The sequence below is a fragment of the Microbacterium album genome, assembly GCF_014643695.1.
GTDB classification, from domain to species: domain Bacteria; phylum Actinomycetota; class Actinomycetes; order Actinomycetales; family Microbacteriaceae; genus Microbacterium; species Microbacterium album.
In genome coordinates, this window is the sequence record NZ_BMJY01000004.1 from 13,647 (window position 1) to 27,644 (window position 13,998).

The window sequence follows — 13,998 nt, forward strand, 5'->3', positions numbered from 1 at the left end:
ATGGACTTCGGCACCATCATCGGCAACACCGCGGCCTACCTGTTCAGCCCGGTCACGATCGCCTACGCCCTCGCCGCGACCGGCCTCGCGATGCACTTCGGATACACGGGACTGCTCAACTTCGGCATGGCGGCGTTCATGGCCGTGGGCGGCTACGGCTACGCGATCTCGATCCTCACGTTCGGCGCCCCGTGGTGGGTCGGCGTGCTGGTCGGCATGCTCGCGGGCGCCGCGTTCGCCCTTCTCCTCGGCATCCCGACGCTGCGGCTGCGCGCGGACTACCTCGCCATCGCCACGATCGCGACGGCCGAGGTCGTGCGACTGCTGTTCGTCACGGAGCTGTTCAAGGACTGGACGAACTCGGCGGGCGGCCTCTCGGGCTACCACCAGGGGTTCCGCGACGCCAACCCGCTCCCCGCCGGAACCTACGGCTTCGGACCGTGGACCTACAACGAGAACGACCTCTGGGTCCGGATCTTCGGCCTCGTCGTGCTCGCGGTGTCGGTACTGTTCGTGTGGGCGCTCGTGCGCAGCCCGTGGGGCCGTGTGCTCAAGGGCATCCGCGAGGACGAGGACGCGGTCCGCGCGCTCGGCAAGAACGTCTTCGCCTACAAGATGCAGGCGCTCGTCGTCGGCGGCGTGATCGGAGCGCTCGGCGGGATCGTGTTCGTGTTGCCGTCGGCGGTCATCCCCGGCAGCTACTCGACGTCGCTCACCTTCTTCTTGTGGACCGTACTCCTCCTCGGCGGCGCGGCGACGGTGCTGGGCCCGTCGCTCGGCGCCGTGCTGTTCTGGGTCGTGTTCGCGTTCCTCGGCAGCCTCCTGAACCAGCTCGCCGTGTCCGGGATGATCCCGCTGAGTGCGGCGCAGGCGGACATCGTCCGCTACATCGCGATCGGCGTCGCGCTCATGCTGATCGTGATCTTCCGACCGCAGGGCATCCTCGGAAACAAGAGGGAGATGACCTTTGTCAAGTGATGAGCAGGTCGCGCCCCGCGCCGCGCGGCCCCGGACCACGGGATTGGCCAAGGGACCGGCCGAGCCCGGCGTCCCGAAGGTCGATCCGATCCTGGTCATCGACGGCGTCCAGCGGCGGTTCGGCGGCCTCACGGCGGTCGACGTCGAGCACCTCGAGATCCCCCGCGGCGCCATCACGGCGCTGATCGGCCCGAACGGCGCCGGCAAGACCACGCTGTTCAACCTGCTGTGCGGCTTCGACCGGCCGGGCGCCGGCACCTGGTCGTTCAACGGCAAGAACCTCGCGGGTGTCCCGGCGTTCAAGGTCGCCCGCATGGGGCAGGTGCGCACGTTCCAGCTCACCAAGGCGCTGTCGCTGCTCACGGTGCTGGAGAACATGAAGCTCGGTGCCCCGCGCCAGCGCGGCGAGCGGTTCTGGTTGAGCCTCCTGCCGTTCCTCTGGCGTGCCGAGGAGGCGGAGATCGAGTCGCGCGCCAGGGAACTGCTGCGGCGCTTCAAGCTGGACGCCAAGGAGAGCGACTACGCGGCGTCCCTGTCGGGCGGGCAGCGCAAGCTGCTGGAGATGGCGCGGGCCCTGATGAGCGAGCCGACCCTGGTCATGCTCGACGAGCCGATGGCCGGCGTGAACCCCGCGCTGACCCAGTCGCTGCTGGACCACATCCTGGATCTGAAGGATCGCGGCATGACCGTGCTCTTCGTCGAGCACGACATGCACATGGTCCGCCACATCGCCGACTGGGTGGTGGTGATGGCCGAGGGACGCGTGGTCGCCGAGGGTCCGCCCGAGACGGTCATGGAGGACCCCGCGGTCGTGGACGCCTACCTGGGCGCGCACCAGGACGTCGACCTCGGCGTGGTGACCGGGCGCGTGCCCGAGCCGGCCGCGGGATCCGCCGAGCGTCTCCGCGAGCAGATCGAGGCCGAGGCGGAGGCCGAGATCGAGGCCGAGATCGCCAAGGAGGATCACTCATGACGAGTGCGAGCGAGGCATCCGGCGCGACCGGGACGCCCGCGGGCGACGTGGTCGTCGAGCTCACGGACGTCCACGCGGGTTACCTGCCCGGGGTGAACATCCTCAACGGAGCGAACCTGGTCGCGCGCAAGGGTGAGCTGATCGGCATCATCGGGCCGAACGGCGCGGGCAAGTCGACGCTGTTGAAGGCGATCTTCGGCATGGTGAACGTGCGCGCGGGCGACATCACGGTCAACGGCGAGAGCATCCTCGGCCTGAAGGCGGACAAGCTCGTGCAGCGCGGTGTCGCGTTCGTGCCCCAGACCAACAACGTCTTCCCCTCGCTCACGATCGAGGAGAACCTGCAGATGGGGCTCTACCAGAACCCCAAGGCGTACGCCGAGCGCCTCGAGTTCGTCACCGGCATCTTCGCCGAGCTGGGCCAGCGCCTCCGGCAGCGGGCCGGCTCGCTCTCGGGCGGCGAGCGCCAGATGGTCGCGATGTCGCGCGCGCTCATGATGGACCCGACCGTCCTGCTGCTGGACGAGCCGTCCGCCGGCCTCAGCCCCGTGCGCCAGGACGACGCGTTCATCCGCGTCTCCGACATCAACAAGGCCGGCGTGACCACGATCATGGTCGAGCAGAACGCGCGGCGCTGCCTGCAGATCTGCGACCGCGGCTACGTGCTGGACCAGGGCCGCGACGCCCACGAGGGCTCCGGCCGTGACCTGCTGAACGATCCGAAGGTCATCGGGCTGTACCTGGGCACGCTCGGCACCGACGCCTGACGCCCGCAGGCCTGACACCGGCACGACGCCCGCGCTGACGCTCGCACACGAAAGCGGCCCCGGATTGCGCCGGGGCCGCTTCGTCATGCGCTTACTTGATGCGCGCGTGCGTGTTGCCGTCCGCGAACTCGTACACCCCGATGGCGGCGCCCTTCGGGTCGTTGTCCTCGTCGAACGTGATCTCACCCGAGTAGCCGTCGTAGTCCGCGACGTTGCCCGCGTTGATGATCTCGGCGCACTCCGCGAAGCTCGTGCACTTCTCGCCGTCGCCGCTGCCGCCCGAGACCTCGGTGAGCGCGGCGGCGATGTCGGCGCCCTCGACCGAGACCGCCTTCAGCGCGGCGAGCGCGATGAGGATCACCGCGTCGTACGCCTCCGCCGAGTACGTGACCGCGTCGATCGGGTCGTTGCCGCCCGCGGTCCAGACCTCGTTGAGCTGGTCCAGGAAGTCGTCCGGCAGCTCGGCGCCGGCGCGCGTGCCCTTGGAGCCCGCGAGGTCCACCGGCAGGACCGGCCAGTCCTTCAGGTTGCCGTCGACGAGGTACAGCGAGCCCGTGTCGACCCCGGCGTTGCCGAGGAGCGGCGCGATCGTGGCGAACTGGTCGTACGAGACGATCGCCACGGCGTCCGGGTTCTCGGCCGCGATGGCCTCCACCTGGGCGTTGAACTGGCCGTCGCCCTGGTTGAACGACGCCTCCGCGACGACCTCGCCGCCGGTGCCCTCGAAGGTCGTCTTGATGGCGTCGAACAGGCCGGTGCCGTACGGGTCGTTCTGGTAGATGATCCCGAGCGTCTTGTGGCCGTCCTCGGCGATCTCGTTCGCCAGCACCTCGCCCTGCAGGTTGTCGCTGGGCGCGGTGCGGTAGTACAGCGGGTCGATGCCCGTGAAGTCGGCCGACGTGTTCGACGGCGACACGGTCAGGATGCCCGAGCCCGAGTTGCCGTCGAGGATCAGCTTGGTGACGCTCGAGGAGGCGGCGCCGACCATCGCGGTGATGCCCGCGCTGTGCAGGCTCGAGATCGAGGTCTCGTACGCCTTGTTGTCGAGGTCGCCCTCGTCGGCCTGCGTGAGCTGGATCTGGATGCCGGCGTCGGCGTCGTTGACCTGCTGGACGGCCAGCTGCACGCCCGCCTCCATCGGAGCCCCGAGGAACGAGAGCGTCCCCGTCGAGGGCAGCAGCGAGCCGAGGTTCAGCGTGAGGTCGACGTTCTCCGGACGCTCCTCCGCGCCCGGGGTGTCCTCGGCCGGGCTGCTGCAGCCTGCGAGGGCGAGGGCCGTCGCGCTGATCAGCGCGACGCCGGCCAGCAGCTTCGCGGATCGCGAACCCTTCTGAGAGATCATGGTGCTCCCTTGTGTGAGGTCCGTGCCGTCACCGGGCGGGTGCACCCCGGAACGCCGGACTTTCGGATGATGAGGTAATCCGCGCGTGCGCGGGATGCTGGAAATCTACCGGTCGGGCGCGCCTCCGATGCGCCAATGCGCCCTCCTGAGCAAAGTGCACGGTGCTTCGGGACCGAATCGTTATTCGATCCGTCGTTCTGCACGGCCTGAGGCGACCCTCGGGTGCTCCCGCCCGGTCAGGCGAGGGGGACGGGCGGTCGCGGGCGGCGCGCGTGGCGCACCTGGTCCGCCGTCAGCACGGCGAGGGCGAGCCACACGATCGCGAACCCGATCCACCGCTCGAGCGGCATGGGCTCGTGCAGCACGGCCGCACCGATCACGAACTGCAGGATGGGCGCGATGAACTGCAGCAGTCCGACCGTGGTGAGCGACACGCGCCGGGCGCCGGCGGCGAACAGCAGCAGCGGGACCGCGGTGACGACGCCGGCCGACAGCAGCAGCACGGTGTGCAGGGGGCCGGCGGTGCCCATCGTGACACCGGTCGTCGAGGCGACGATCGCCAGCTGCACGGCGGCGACGGGGACGAGCCACAGCGTCTCGAGCGCGAGCCCGCTGACGGCGTCCACGTCGGCACCGGTCTTCTTCTTCACCAGCCCGTAGACGCCGAAGCTGATCGACAGGATGAGCGCGTACCACGGCACGGCTCCATAGCCGACGACGATCACGACCACCGCGAGCAGCGCCAGCCCGATCGCTGTCCACTGCAGCGGGCGCAGGCGCTCGTGCAGCACCAGCACCGCGAGCAGCACGGTCATGATCGGGTTGATGAAGTACCCCAGGCTCGCCTCGATGACGTGCTCGGTGAGGGCCGCCGCGAGGAACGTCTGCCAGTTGACGTAGATCAGCAGGCCGGCGACGCCCATCGTGAGGGCCAGGCGCGGGCTGCGCAGCACGGCCAAGAACCGGCCCCATCCGCGCGCGACGGTCAGCAGCAGGGCGCAGAAGACCAGGGACAGCAGCACCCGCCAGGCGACGACCTCCCACGGCCCGCTGGGGGCGAGCAGCACGAAGTAGAGCGGCAGCACGCCCCACAGGCCGTACGCCGAGAGGGAGAAGATCACCCCGGCGCCGTCCGAGCCGATCCGGCGCCGGTTCGCAGGCAGAGGCGGCGGGCTGACGGTCACCGAGTCAGCCTACGCCCGCCCGGGAAAGCGTCCGGGCGGGGCCCAGGCCGTCAGGCGCCGGATTCCTGCCACTCTGGGCCGGGGCATCGTCTCAGGCATGCGAAAGGGCCCGGATGCCGAGGCATCCGGGCCCTGAAGCGCAGAGCTGAATCAGCCGGCGATCAGCGGACCACGACGGCGAGGACGTCGCGCGCCGAGAGCACGAGGTACTCGTCGGCACCGAACTTCACCTCGGTGCCGCCGTACTTGCTGTAGAGCACCCGGTCGCCCACGGCGACGTCGAGCGGAACGCGGTTGCCATTGTCGTCGATGCGGCCGGGGCCCACCGCGACGACCTCGCCCTCCTGGGGCTTCTCCTTGGCGGTGTCGGGGATGACGAGACCACTCGCGGTGGTCTGCTCAGCCTCGACCTGCTTGATGACGATGCGGTCCTCGAGCGGCTTGATGGAAACCGACACGGTGTACCTCTTCTTTCCTGTGCTTCGTACGGGAAGACTCTGCTCCACAGCCTGGGCGAGCCAGATGAGGAGGCTTCGCACTCTCACCCCGAGAGTGCTAACAGCAGTTTAGGAGGGATGTTGGCACTCGCGCAACGCGAGTGCCAACAGATTCATCTGCCCGTCACGCCGCGGGCACGGCCGGTCGCGCGCGGGCCGAATACGCTGGGGGGATGGATCCGGCCGAGCTCGACGCCCTGCTCACCCGGGAGGGGCTCGCGCTGCTGGACGGGCTCGATCCCGTCGAGACTGCGGCCGACGTCGCGCGCGCGGTGTCGCGCCTGCGCGACGCCGGGTACTCCCCCGACCTGGTGTCCGCCGTGGTCGGTCAGGCGCGCTTGCGGGTGCGGGCGGTCGCGAAGTTCGGGCCGTTCGCCGGACGCATGCTCTTCACGCGCGCCGGGCTGGAGCAGGCGACGCGCATCACGGTGTCGGCGCACCATGCCCGCCGCATGCGGCACAGCGGCATCCGACGCGTCGCCGACCTCGGCTGCGGCATCGGCGGGGACTCCCTCGCGTTCGCGTCCCTGGGCCTCGATGTGCTCGCGGTCGACGCGGATCCGGTCACCGCTGCGCTGGCCGCCTACAACCTGGCGCCGTTCCGTCAGGACACGGCGGGCGGCGCGGGCGTCGAGGTGCGCGCGGCGCGCGCCGAGGAGGTCGATCTCGCGGGCGTCGACGCGGTCTGGCTGGATCCGGCGCGTCGCACCGCGGGGCACCGCGAGACCTCGCGGGTGGCCGCCGCGGAGTACTCCCCCGCGCTCGACTGGGTGTTCGACGTCGCGGGGCGCATGCCCGCGGGCGTCAAGCTCGGGCCGGGGCACGATCGCACGGCGCTGCCGCACGGGACGGACGAACACCCGGTCGAGACACAGTGGGTCAGCGTGGACGGATCCACGGTCGAGCTGGTCGTCTGGACGGGCATTCTCGCGCGTGCAGGGGTGGGCCGCTCCGCGCTCGTGCTGCGCGGAGAGGAGGCGCACGAGCTGACCGCGCCGGCCGACGCCGAGGACGAGCCCGTGCGTCCGCTGGGCGCGTTCGTCCACGAGCCGGAGGGGTCGGTCATCCGTGCCCGGCTCGTCGGTGACGTCGCCCGCTCGCTGCAGGCGGGTCCCCTCGCGCCCGGCATCGCCTATCTCTCGGGCGACGCCCCGGCCACGAGCCCGTTCGTGTCGTCGTTCCGCGTGCGGGAGGTCCTGCCGGCCGACACCAAACCGCTCGCGAAGGCGCTGCGCGCCCGCGGCATCGGCTCCCTCGAGATCAAGAAGCGCGGCGTCGACGTCGACCCGGCCGCCCTGCGCACCCGCCTCGGGCTGAAGGGCGACGACGCGGCGACGCTCCTGCTCACCCGCGTCGCCGGGAAGCGCCTCGCGATCCTCGCCGACCGCATCCCGCGCCCCTGACCCCCGCCCCCGCGACAATCCGTCCCCGCGCCGAGCATGCGTCGACCACACGCATTGTCGGCGCGAGAACGGATTGTCGGCGCAGGGATGGATGCTCGCGCGTGGGCCGGGGGACGTCAGAGGACGCCGGGGGTCTCGCTCACGGCCTGCGTCGCCCACCAGATCCAGAAGAGGCTGCAGCCGACGGCGCCGAGGCTGAGCCCGAGCGCCCACCAGGCCAGCTCGCGCTTGACGCCGCGACGGGTCAGCGCGACAATCGCGAGCACGACGCCCGCGACGGCGAGCGGCAGCGCCCAGCCGACGAACCACGACAGCGACAGCGCGAACATCGACACGACGAGCGCCCAGGCACCGAGAGGGCGCGGGCGCGGGGGCGGCGCGCTGCCGCGGGCGACGGATCCGGTGATGGGCGCGGGCGCCTCGCCGGGATCCGAACGCGCGTCCGGTGACGCCGCGTCGGGTGCCGGCTCCTCCGCCTCGCCGCGACGGGCCGAGGCGGTCGGGAGGGCGACCCGTCCGGCGAGCCCGGCGGGGCCGCCGAGCCCGCGCGGCTGCAGCACGGCCGGATCGGTCATCGCGCCTCCACCACCGCGCGGGGGGCGACCTGGATCTGGGTGACCGGCAGCGTCGAGTCGGCCCCGAACTCGAGCGTCGACGGGGCCCGGCCCTCCGCGATGAGCTCGGCGGCGAGCGCCGCGATCATCGCGCCGTTGTCCGTGCACAGGCGAAGCGGCGGGATGCGCACCGTCACCCCGGCCGCCTCCGCGCGCGCGAGCGCGACCTCCCGCAGCCGGCGGTTGGCGATCACACCGCCGCCGAGCAGCAGCCGCGGCACCCCGTGCTGGGCGCACGCGTCCAGCGCCTTCGTCACGAGCACGTCCACGACCGCCTCGCGGAAGCCCGCAGCGACATCCGCGACCGGCACGGCCGCGCCCGCGGCCTCCTGCTGCTCGACCCAGCGGGCCACGGCGGTCTTGAGCCCCGAGAACGAGAAGTCGTAGCGGTGCTTGGCCATGTCGCTCGCGCGCGACAGTCCGCGCGGGAAGCGGATCGCCTCGGGATCGCCTTCGGCGGCGGCGCGGTCGATCTCCGGCCCTCCCGGGTAGGGCAGGCCCAGGAGACGGGCGACCTTGTCGAAGGCCTCGCCCGCCGCGTCGTCGATCGTCTCGCCCAGCAGCTCGACATCGCGGGTCAGGTCTCGCACCAGCAGCAGCGAGGTGTGCCCGCCCGAGACCAGCAGCGCGACCGTGGGGTACTCCAGGGGCGGGGCGTCCGCGTCGAGCACGTCCGCCGCGATGTGACCGACGAGGTGGTTGACGGCGTAGAGCGGCGTGCCCAGCGACACCGCGAGCGCCTTGGCCGCCCCGACGCCCACCATCAGCGCCCCCGCCAGGCCCGGGCCGCTGGTCACCGCGACCGCGTCGACGTCCGACAGCCGGATGCCCGCCTCGGCGACCGCGTGCTCGATCGCCGGCTGCAGCGCCTCGAGATGAGCGCGAGCGGCGACCTCGGGCACCACGCCGCCGAAGCGGGCGTGCTCGTCCATGCTGCTGGCGATCGTGTTGCTCAGCAGCGTGTGCCGCCCGCGCGGCCCCGAGGCTCCCGGTACGCGGCCGCGGACGATCCCGATGCCCGTCTCGTCGCAGCTCGTCTCGATGCCGAGCACGAGCGGCCCGGATGACGACTCGCTCACGTCCCCCCTGTCGATCCCCGGTTGCGTCATGTGCATGCTCCCGCCTCGGCGGGGTCCGGCGTGCGGGCCGCTGCCCACGCCTCCAGGTCGAGCCGCATCACGACGGCATCGACGTCGTCGGGCTGGTAGTAGCGCGGGCGCCGTGCGAGCTCCGCGAAGCCCTCCGACGCATACAGCCCCTGCGCGACCGGGTTGTCGGCCCGCACCTCGAGGAAGACCTCGCGCACGCGGCGGGAGAGCGCCTCCTCGAGCAGAGCGTGCAGCAGCGCCCTGCCCCGCCCGCGGCCGCGCGCCGACTCGGCGATCGCGATCGTCTGGACGTCCGCGTCCCGCGAGCCCGGCAGCACGCGAAGCCCCGCGTAGCCGACGATCCGGCCCGCGAGCTCGTCGACCACGTAGCGGCCGTGGGGGCTGTTCAGCTCGTCCCGCATCATGGCCTCGGACCACGCGTCGGTGGGGAACGACGCCCGCTCGAGGGCCATGATGGCCGCGAGGTCGCTCGGATCGGCGGGGCGGATCATGCGCTCACCCGCTTCGGTCCGGCCGACAGCGTCACGTCGGGCGAGCGCAGGTACAGCGGCTCCGTGTCCGGCAGCTCGACGCGCGAGGCGAGGGCGAGCGCGGCCACCCGGCCGACGTCCGCCGCCGAGACGGCGCCGACCTCGACGATCTCCGCGGCACGATCCGCGAGGAGCGGATCGGCGGCGAGGTCGGTCGCGCGGGGACGCAGCTCCGGGCCGGCGACGCGGCGGGGCAGGCCGTGCTCGTCGGTGCCCGCGTAGACCGAGACCGCGTTCTCCCGCCGGCGCGCGTCGGTCACGATCGCGAACGGCCGGGCGTCGCCGTGCTCGCGGATGTGGCGCAGGGCCGCCGCCGTGTGGCTGGCGACGGGGACGACGGGGATGCCGCGTCCGAGCGCGAACGCGCGCGCCGCGGCGATGCCGATGCGCAGTCCCGTGAACGGGCCCGGCCCCATGCCCGCCGCGACGTGGGTGATGCCGTCGCTCGGGATGCCGGCCTCGGCGAGCGCACGCTCGAGCAGCTCTCCGATGATCTCGGCGTGGCCCAGCGCATCCGCGCTCTCGGCGAGCGAGCGCACGTCACCGGACGGCTCGACCACGGCCACGGTCGAGCCGATCGACGTGTCGATCGCGAGAATCACCTCTCCAGCGTATCCGCGCACCCTGACGGGAAGCCGCGCCCGCGGCGGCCCGCCCCGATTCCGTCTCCCCCGCTCCGCGGGCCGGGTCAGGGGAGGGGGGTGATCGTGACGACGCGGGGGGCGTCGGCGTCGAGGTGCTCCGCCTCGTCGGGGGTCTCGACGGCGCCCACGGGGCGGGAGATCTCGATGTCCCACCAGTGGCCGCGCAGGCCCTCGACCTTGCCGCGGCCCCACTCGACGATCGTGACGGAGCGGTCCACGTCGACGTCCAGGTCGTCGAGCTCCATGGCGGACTCGAGACGGTAGGCGTCGGCGTGGACGAGAGGCGCACCGCCGCGGAGCGACGGGTGCGTGCGCGCGATCACGAACGTCGGGCTCTGCACCGGGCCGCGCACGCCGAGCCCGGTCGCGATGCCGCGGGTGAGCGTCGTCTTGCCCGCGCCGAGCGGACCGGTCAGCACGATCAGGTCGCCCGCGACGAGCCCCGCGCCGATCCGCTCGCCCAGCCGCTCCATGTCGGCGGCCGTGGCGATCTCGTGCCGCCCGAGCAGGTCGTCCGGGATCATCCGTCCTCCGCGGAGCGCACCGGTACGCGCGGGACGCGCGGTCCGATGCGCGTGACGATCTCGTAGTTGATCGTGCCGGCGGCCTCGGCCCACTCGGTGGCGGACGGGGCGCCCGCGGCCGGATCCCCGAAGAGCACGACCTCGTCGCCCACCGACACGGGGTGGTCGCCCACGTCGACGACGAACTGATCCATGGCGACGCGTCCGGCGAGGCGGAAGCGCTCCCCCGCGATCGACACCGGGCCGGCCGCGGACGCCTGCCGCGGCACACCGTCGGCGTAGCCGAGGGGCACGAGCGCGAGCGTCGAGTCGTCCTCCGTCCGGTGCACGTAGCCGTACGACACGCCGTGCCCTCCCGGCACGCGGCGCACGGCGGCGACGCGGGCGCGCAGCGTCATCGCCGGGCGCAGCCCGAGCGCGGCCGAGTCTCGGTCGTCGAAGGGCGAGAGCCCGTAGAGCCCGATCCCGATCCTCACGGCGTCGAAACGCGCCTCGGGCAGGTCGATGGCGGCGGCCGTCGCCGCGAGGTGGCGCACCCGGGGCTGCAGACCTGCGGCCTGGGCGGCGGCGACGCCGACCTCGAAGCGTCGCACCTGCACGCGGTCGTCCTCCGCGGAGGTGTTCGACAGGTGGCTGAAGACGCCCTCGACCCGCAGGGCGCCGTCCGCCTCGAGGCGCGCGGCCTCGGCGAAGACGGCAGACCAGTCCTGCGGCGCGATGCCGTTGCGTGCGAGGCCCGTCTCAAGCTTGAGGTGCACGCGCGCGACCCCGCCCGCGGCCGCTGCCGCGAACAGCTGGTCGAGGCTGGAGATCCCGATCTCGATGCCCTGCGCCACGGCCTGCGCGAACGTCTCGTCCGGAGCGTGCAGCCACGCCAGCAGCGGAGCGTCGATGCCGCCGGCCCGCAGCGCGACCGCTTCGGCGAGGTCTGCCACGGCGAGGCGCGTGGCTCCCCCGGCGAGCGCGGCGCCCGCCGCCGCGAGCGCCCCGTGCCCGTATCCGTCGGCCTTGACGACCGCGATCAACTCGCGTGTGCCGGCGAGGCGATGCAGCGCGCGGGCGTTGTGCTCGATCGCGGTCAGGTCGATCAGCGCTTCGCGCATCGCGGTCACCTCGGCTCCTCCGGGTCTTCCGGCTCGGGGACGTCGAGGAGCTCGTCCGGGTCGCCGCTCCCCTGCCCAACCAGCAGGGGGCCGTCGATGCGTCCGGCGCCGTCCACGGGCACGGCTCCCTCCGCGATGACGTAGGCGAGCGCGAAGCCCGCGTCGTGCGACAGCGACAGGTGCAGCGCCGTGATGCCGCGCGCGGCGATCACCTGAGCCGTGGAGCCCGAGACGGCGAACTGCGGCGCACGGCGCTCGCCCTCGCGCGCGACCTCGATCTCCGACCAGCGCACGCCGTCGGATCCGCCGAGCGCCTTGATCAGCGCCTCCTTGGCGGCGTACCGCGCGGCCAGGGAGCGCAGCGGCAGGTCGCGCTCGGCCGGCGTGAACAGGCGCTCCCGCAGCCGCGGCGTGCGCGCCATGCTGCGCTCGAACCGCTCGATGTCGACCAGGTCGACGCCGATCCCGACGATCATCTACTCGACGGTGACGGACTTGGCGAGGTTGCGCGGCTGGTCGACGTCCAACCCCTTGGCGTTGGCGAGGCCCATGGCGAAGATGTGCAGCGGCACGACCGCGAGGATCGGCGCGAAAAGCGGCGCCGCGAGGGGGACGCGCAGCACCTCGTCGGCGTGCGGCAGCACGGCGGCGTCGCCGGTCTCGGCGATCGCGATCACGCGCGCCCCCCGCGCGCGGATCTCCTGGATGTTCGACACGACCTTCGAGTGCAGGACCGGCGAATCGCTGGGCGACGGCACGATGACGAACACGGGCTGCCCCGGCTCGATGAGCGCGATGGGTCCGTGCTTGAGCTCGCCCGCCGCGAAGCCCTCGGCGTGGATGTACGACAGCTCCTTGAGCTTGAGCGCGCCCTCGAGCGCGATGGGGTAGCCCACGTGACGGCCGAGGAAGAGCACGGAGCGCGTATCGGCCATCCAGTGCGCGAACTGCTCGATGCGCTCCTGCTCGTTGTCGAGGACCCACTGGATCTTGGCCGGCAGCGCCGAGAGCTCGGCGATCTGCTCCGCCTGGGTCTCCGGCGACAGCGTGCCACGGATGCGCGCGACGTGCAGCGCGAACAGGTACAGCGCGGTGATCTGCGCAACGAACGCCTTGGTCGACGCGACGGCGACCTCCGGGCCCGCGTGGGTGTACACGATCGCGTCGGACTCGCGGGGAATGGTCGCCCCCTGCGTGTTACAGATCGACAGCGTCTTGGCCCCGAGGCGCGCGGCCTCCTTGACCGCCATGAGCGTGTCCATCGTCTCGCCGGACTGGCTGATGGAGATGACGAGGGTGTCCGGGCCGACGATCGGATCGCGGTAGCGGAACTCGTGCGCCAGCTCGACCTCGACGGGGATGCGCGTCCACTGCTCAATCGCGTACTTGCCGACCAGCCCCGCGTACGCGGCGGTGCCCGCGGCGACGATCACGATGCGCGAGACGCCGGCGAACAGCTCGTCCATCCCGTCCAGCTCGGGGATGACGATCTGACCGTCTTGCACGCGGCCCCGCATGGTGTTCGCGACGGCCTCGGGCTCCTCCGCGACCTCCTTGGCCATAAAGCTCGACCAGCCGCCCTTCTCCGCCGCGGACGCATCCCACATCACCTCGAAGGGCGAGGACTCGACCTCCGCGCCGTCGAAGTCGGTCACGGTGACGCCGTCGGGGGTGATCGCGACGATCTGGTCCTGGCCGATCGCGACCGCCCGGCGCGTGTGCTCGACGAACGCGGCGACGTCGGAGCCCAGGAAGTTCTCGCCGTCGCCGAGGCCGATCACCAGCGGCGAGTTGCGGCGCGCGCCGACGACGAGGCCCGGGTGGTCCTGGTGCATCGCGAGCAGCGTGAACGCGCCCTCGAGGCGGCGGGCCACGGCGCGGAAGGCCGCCACCAGGTCGGAGCCGTGCGCGCGGTACTCGCGCCCGAGCAGCACGGCGGCCACCTCGGTGTCCGTCTCGCTGCGGAAGGCGTGGCCCTCGGCGATGAGTTCCGCCTTGAGCTCGGCGAAGTTCTCGATGATGCCGTTGTGGATGACCGCGAGGCGGTCGTCGTCGGCGAGGTGGGGGTGCGCGTTGACGTCGGTGGGCCCGCCGTGGGTCGCCCATCGCGTGTGTCCGATGCCGGTCGTGCCCGCGGCGATCGGGTGGGACAGCAGCTCGTCGCGGAGGCGGGCGAGCTTGCCGGCCTTCTTCGCACTGTGGAGCGAGCCGTCCCCGTCGATCAGGGCGATGCCCGCCGAGTCGTAGCCCCGGTACTCGAGCCGCGCGAGGCCGGCGAGCAGGATGTCCTGGCTGTCGCGAGGGCCGACGTATCCGACGATTCCACACAT

At 72.3% G+C, this 13,998-nt stretch carries 14 protein-coding genes and 1 pseudogene; 4 read left to right on the plus strand and 11 right to left on the minus strand.

Annotation, left to right across the window (positions count from 1 at the left end; translation table 11 throughout):
• The 3 genes from IEX37_RS06530 to IEX37_RS06540 are packed head-to-tail and all read left to right on the plus strand — an operon-like array spanning position 1 to position 2,718.
• Positions 1–978, plus strand: coding sequence for a branched-chain amino acid ABC transporter permease (locus IEX37_RS06530; RefSeq protein WP_188755461.1), 978 nt, complete (start codon positions 1–3; stop codon positions 976–978).
• The gene (locus tag IEX37_RS06535) at positions 968–1,951 is read left to right on the plus strand and encodes an ABC transporter ATP-binding protein (RefSeq protein WP_188755462.1); all 984 of its coding nucleotides are present in this window, start codon (positions 968–970) and stop codon (positions 1,949–1,951) included. The genes IEX37_RS06530 and IEX37_RS06535 overlap by 11 nt, the downstream gene beginning before the upstream one ends.
• Positions 1,948–2,718 carry an ABC transporter ATP-binding protein gene (locus tag IEX37_RS06540; RefSeq protein WP_188755463.1) on the plus strand — a complete coding sequence of 257 codons (771 nt, stop codon included), beginning with the start codon at positions 1,948–1,950 and terminating at the stop codon, positions 2,716–2,718. Before IEX37_RS06535 ends, IEX37_RS06540 begins: the two co-directional genes overlap by 4 nt.
• Positions 2,719–2,809: 91 nt before the next feature.
• On the opposite strand, the gene IEX37_RS06545 is transcribed toward IEX37_RS06540, so the two are convergent.
• The 3 genes from IEX37_RS06545 to groES form a co-directional block, all read right to left on the minus strand.
• Complete coding sequence (locus tag IEX37_RS06545) at positions 2,810–4,060, minus strand: ABC transporter substrate-binding protein (RefSeq protein WP_188755464.1); 1,251 nt, start codon at positions 4,058–4,060, stop codon at positions 2,810–2,812.
• 236 nt (positions 4,061–4,296) lie between these two features.
• On the minus strand, positions 4,297–5,223 hold the full coding sequence (gene rarD / locus IEX37_RS06550; RefSeq protein ID WP_373286257.1) for an EamA family transporter RarD: 927 nt from the start codon (positions 5,221–5,223) through the stop codon (positions 4,297–4,299).
• A gap of 182 nt (positions 5,224–5,405) precedes the next feature.
• Entirely contained in the window at positions 5,406–5,702 is a 297-nt protein-coding gene (gene groES, locus IEX37_RS06555) for a co-chaperone GroES (RefSeq protein ID WP_039394204.1), read from the minus strand.
• A 212-nt stretch (positions 5,703–5,914) separates the two neighbouring features.
• On the opposite strand from groES, the gene IEX37_RS06560 reads away from it, so the two are divergent.
• Positions 5,915–7,144, plus strand: coding sequence for a class I SAM-dependent methyltransferase (locus IEX37_RS06560; protein WP_188755465.1), 1,230 nt, complete (start codon positions 5,915–5,917; stop codon positions 7,142–7,144).
• 116 nt (positions 7,145–7,260) lie between these two features.
• Here IEX37_RS06560 and IEX37_RS06565 read toward each other — a convergent pair whose 3' ends face one another.
• The 8 genes and pseudogenes from IEX37_RS06565 to glmS form a co-directional block, all read right to left on the minus strand.
• Positions 7,261–7,719, minus strand: a complete 459-nt coding sequence (locus IEX37_RS06565; protein ID WP_188755466.1) for a hypothetical protein — start codon at positions 7,717–7,719, stop codon at positions 7,261–7,263.
• Complete coding sequence (gene tsaD, locus IEX37_RS06570) at positions 7,716–8,867, minus strand: tRNA (adenosine(37)-N6)-threonylcarbamoyltransferase complex transferase subunit TsaD (protein WP_188755467.1); 1,152 nt, start codon at positions 8,865–8,867, stop codon at positions 7,716–7,718. The genes IEX37_RS06565 and tsaD overlap by 4 nt, the downstream gene beginning before the upstream one ends.
• Positions 8,864–9,358, minus strand: coding sequence for a ribosomal protein S18-alanine N-acetyltransferase (gene rimI / locus IEX37_RS06575; protein ID WP_188755468.1), 495 nt, complete (start codon positions 9,356–9,358; stop codon positions 8,864–8,866). Before rimI ends, tsaD begins: the two co-directional genes overlap by 4 nt.
• The gene (gene tsaB, locus IEX37_RS06580; protein WP_188755469.1) at positions 9,355–9,999 is read right to left on the minus strand and encodes a tRNA (adenosine(37)-N6)-threonylcarbamoyltransferase complex dimerization subunit type 1 TsaB; all 645 of its coding nucleotides are present in this window, start codon (positions 9,997–9,999) and stop codon (positions 9,355–9,357) included. The genes rimI and tsaB overlap by 4 nt, the downstream gene beginning before the upstream one ends.
• A gap of 86 nt (positions 10,000–10,085) precedes the next feature.
• Positions 10,086–10,565 (minus strand): tRNA (adenosine(37)-N6)-threonylcarbamoyltransferase complex ATPase subunit type 1 TsaE, encoded by a 480-nt coding sequence (gene tsaE / locus IEX37_RS06585; RefSeq protein WP_188755470.1) that lies wholly within the window; start codon positions 10,563–10,565, stop codon positions 10,086–10,088.
• Positions 10,562–11,668 (minus strand): alanine racemase, encoded by a 1,107-nt coding sequence (alr, locus tag IEX37_RS06590; RefSeq protein WP_188755632.1) that lies wholly within the window; start codon positions 11,666–11,668, stop codon positions 10,562–10,564. Before alr ends, tsaE begins: the two co-directional genes overlap by 4 nt.
• 125 nt (positions 11,669–11,793) lie before the next feature.
• Positions 11,794–12,144 (minus strand): annotated as a pseudogene (locus IEX37_RS06595) (holo-ACP synthase); the annotation flags it as partial.
• Positions 12,145–13,998 (minus strand): glutamine--fructose-6-phosphate transaminase (isomerizing), encoded by a 1,854-nt coding sequence (glmS, locus tag IEX37_RS06600; protein ID WP_188755472.1) that lies wholly within the window; start codon positions 13,996–13,998, stop codon positions 12,145–12,147.

Coding starts and splice junctions, on each gene's coding strand:
- IEX37_RS06530 (WP_188755461.1), top strand. CDS start 1: ATGGACTTCGGCACCATCATCGGCAACACCGCGGCCTACCTGTTCAGC.
- IEX37_RS06540 (WP_188755463.1), top strand. CDS start 1,948: ATGACGAGTGCGAGCGAGGCATCCGGCGCGACCGGGACGCCCGCGGGC.
- IEX37_RS06545 (WP_188755464.1), bottom strand. CDS start 4,060: ATGATCTCTCAGAAGGGTTCGCGATCCGCGAAGCTGCTGGCCGGCGTC.
- IEX37_RS06560 (WP_188755465.1), top strand. CDS start 5,915: ATGGATCCGGCCGAGCTCGACGCCCTGCTCACCCGGGAGGGGCTCGCG.
- IEX37_RS06565 (WP_188755466.1), bottom strand. CDS start 7,719: ATGACCGATCCGGCCGTGCTGCAGCCGCGCGGGCTCGGCGGCCCCGCC.
- tsaD (WP_188755467.1), bottom strand. CDS start 8,867: ATGACGCAACCGGGGATCGACAGGGGGGACGTGAGCGAGTCGTCATCC.
- rimI (WP_188755468.1), bottom strand. CDS start 9,358: ATGATCCGCCCCGCCGATCCGAGCGACCTCGCGGCCATCATGGCCCTC.
- tsaE (WP_188755470.1), bottom strand. CDS start 10,565: ATGATCCCGGACGACCTGCTCGGGCGGCACGAGATCGCCACGGCCGCC.
- alr (WP_188755632.1), bottom strand. CDS start 11,668: ATGCGCGAAGCGCTGATCGACCTGACCGCGATCGAGCACAACGCCCGC.
- glmS (WP_188755472.1), bottom strand. CDS start 13,998: ATGTGTGGAATCGTCGGATACGTCGGCCCTCGCGACAGCCAGGACATC.